The organism is Xanthomonas pisi DSM 18956 (assembly GCF_001010415.1).
In the GTDB taxonomy this organism is placed as follows: domain Bacteria; phylum Pseudomonadota; class Gammaproteobacteria; order Xanthomonadales; family Xanthomonadaceae; genus Xanthomonas; species Xanthomonas pisi.
On the sequence record NZ_JPLE01000070.1, the window covers coordinates 1 to 3,071 of the forward strand.

The 3,071-nt window shown below is 53.8% G+C and carries 2 protein-coding genes; both read left to right on the plus strand.

Translation table 11 applies throughout. The features are described 5' to 3' along the window. The coding region (locus tag Y887_RS21120) for a hemagglutinin repeat-containing protein (RefSeq protein WP_211256998.1) at positions 1 to 2,597 on the plus strand (2,597 nt) is incomplete at its 5' end. Positions 2,598 to 2,607: 10 nt separating this feature from the next. Then, entirely contained in the window at positions 2,608 to 3,006 is a 399-nt protein-coding gene (locus tag Y887_RS20380) for a hypothetical protein (protein WP_146093469.1), read from the plus strand. Positions 3,007 to 3,071: the final 65 nt, after the last annotated feature.

Below are 3,071 nucleotides of genomic sequence, written 5' to 3' on the forward strand. Positions count from 1 at the left end.
AGGCCGGCAACAACCTGCTGCTGGCTGCGGACAACAACATCACGTTGGAAGCGGCCCAGGACACCTTCGAACAACACAGCACCAGCAAGAGCAAGAGTGCAGCGATCGGCGTGGCGGTGACCTATGGTGCGGACGGCTTTGCTGCCGGCATCACCGCCAGCGCCAGCGGCTCGCGTGGCAAGGCGGACGGCGAAGACGTTACCCAGCGCAACAGCCACCTGTCGGCAGGCAAGACCGCAACGATCATCAGCGGCAACGACACCACCCTGAAGGGCGCGGTACTCTCGGCCGATACGGTGCTGGCCGACATCGGCGGCGATCTCAACATCGAGAGCCTGCAGGACACCAGCACCTACGCCAGCAAGGACAAGGCGGTGGGTGGCAGCGTGACCTTCGGGGTGGGCTTCAGTGCCAGCGCCAGCTACAGCAGCAACAAGGTCAACGGCGACTTCGCCAGCGTCACCGAGCAAAGCGGCATCCAGGCCGGCGATGGCGGCTTCGATATCCGCGTGGGCGGCAACACCGACCTGAAGGGTGGCGTGATCGCCAGCACCCAGGCGGCCGTGGATGCCGGTGCCAATCGCCTACAGACCGGCACGCTGACGGTGAGCGACATCACCAACACCAGCAGCTATGAGGCCAAGGGCATCAGCCTCTCGGGTGGCTACGCTGCCGGCGGCAGCGACGGCAAGGAAGGAGCCAAGACCGAGACCCAGACACCACCGACCACTAACCAGGGCAGCAGCTGGTCCTGGCAAAACCAGGGCAGCGGCGCGCAGGGTGCGGCGGCCGGTTACTCGAGCAAGAGCGGCAGCGACACCTCGCTGACCACCAGCGGCATCAGCGGCGGCACGTTGGTCATCACCGACCAGGCAGGCCAACAGGCCAAGACCGGTCAAAGCGTCAGCGATGTGCTGGCAGCACTGAACCGCGACGTGCTCACCGGCGATAGCGCCAATGGCCTGGTGAAAGGCTGGGATGGCCAGAAATTGCAGCAGCAGGTCAGTGCGGGTGCGGAGATCACGGCGACGTTTGGGCAGCAGGCTTCAAGAGAAGTCGGAAAGTACGCAACCAATAAAGCAGCTGAGTTGCGTCTGCAAGGCAAGGAAGAGGAAGCGGCCAAGTGGGATGAAGGCGGTGAGTACCGTGTGGCTGCCCATACAGCGATGGGGCTGCTAGGCGGTGGGGCCCAAGGTGCACTAGGTTCGGCAACGGCTGCTACAGCGGCCCCGATGTTGAACGAGCTGACAAAGAACTTGCCTGACGGCGTGCGGGAGGCTGTGGGTGCTGGCATTGCGGCTGGGCTAGGCGTGGCGGTGGGTGGCGCGGCGGGCGCGGCGACGGCGTTCAATTCCGATACAAATAATCGACAGTTACATCCATCTGAAGTGAAGTTCTTAAAAAGCGATGAAGTCGTCGAAAAATATATCGACTACATGGCGGAGAACGGCCTCGTTCTCACCGAAGAAGAAGCACGCGTCAGGCTGAATCGATTTGCTGCATCGAAAGAAGACGAGAACTGGGCTGCGCTGAACGGCACAGACGCTCTTACCGAGGCATTCCTCGTCAAGGGGTCGGAAGGGCGCTACTACACAGATTCGATGGGGGATCGCCATGCATTCTTCCAGAGTACCGACAAAGAGTGGAAGGATCCCACGGTCAATCTAAATGCACTTTACGGCTCCCGATTCGACCCGTCGATAAAGAGCTATCTCGATGATATTCGTAGTCCTGATCATGCGCCAACGCAAAGGAATCAGGAGCTACAATTTTTAGGAACGAATCTTGGCTATGATGATGCCAACAAGCAAGCCAGCATAGGCGGTGACCTTGCAACGATTGGAAAAGGGATGCTTCTGGGAATAGGCTCTATTGCCTTCAGCGGGTATAGCGATCAGATCGGCCCCCTTGATGAGCTCGCGCTCAAGAACAACTATCAACTTCTATTGAAAGATCAGGGGCGTTGGGCTGAAGCCGGCTATGTCGAAGGGCTTGATTGGGCGACGACTCAACGCCTGATGTGGGCAGGTATTGCTGTCGGAGAAGCGGGGGGCTTGGTCGGAAGCCAACTGACCAGCATTATACGAAAATCAATAAAAGCCGCAGATACAGAGAGTAAAGCTTTTAATCCAAGACCTTCTGTCGCTTCTGCGGACGCAGATAGTGAGGCAGGGACTTCAGTAAAGCAACATCCGGTCAAAGAAGCGGAAGCCACTAAACCGCCCGAAATAAATCGAGAACTTGAATTACAGGATTTATTTAACCCGTCAAATTCAAGAACAGGGATTAACATGGGAAATCGTTCCTTACTGGAACTCCCCAATCCTGGGAACGCCAGAATTTTCTTTGGGGCTACTGAGACGGAAATTAAAAATTACTTCCTAGAGCTTACAGGGCTGACAAATATGCCTAATCCGCGAGCAGTGCCTGGAAAGGGAGAAATTTATGTGGTAAAAACACCTAAAGGTAATTTTAATTTAAGGAATTTTTCATCATCCTCGGCACAAACCGGTCCAGCATGGACTATTGATATACCAAAGTCAGCATCCGGCACCACTTACAATCCAGAAATTAAATTTTTAATTAGACATCCATAACGGAAAAATGATGGAAATAGAAAAAATAAATGAAATGGCACGAGACTCTTTTGGCTTGTCTCTTTCTGCACTTTTTAGCTCTATTGAAGGACAATACCCTGAACTTAATTTTTATAAGCGCAAAGAGATATTCTTCGCGGCTATAGAAAAACTCCTCGATCAGGGAAAAATAAAGTTCATCGCTCCAGGAGCTGACTGCTACATTTCTCCAATGAACCCCAGTCCTGAGCTTTCAATTGAGAACACTGAAGCACATTGGAATGAAAGCACCGATAACATAATAAAATATCTCAAAGAAAGATGGCCAAAAGATGCCGTTGACGATAATGATGAAGAGCTAAATATATATTTCTACGAGGTCCCTTCAGTGATCTGGATTGATGAGTTCGGAAACTACTTTTCTTCGTGACAAGGGGCTCGTCAAGCGAGTTGTGCCACCTGTATTTTCACACAAATGGGCTATTCCGCCGATGC

Coding starts and splice junctions, on each gene's coding strand:
- Y887_RS20380 (WP_146093469.1), top strand. CDS start 2,608: ATGGAAATAGAAAAAATAAATGAAATGGCACGAGACTCTTTTGGCTTG.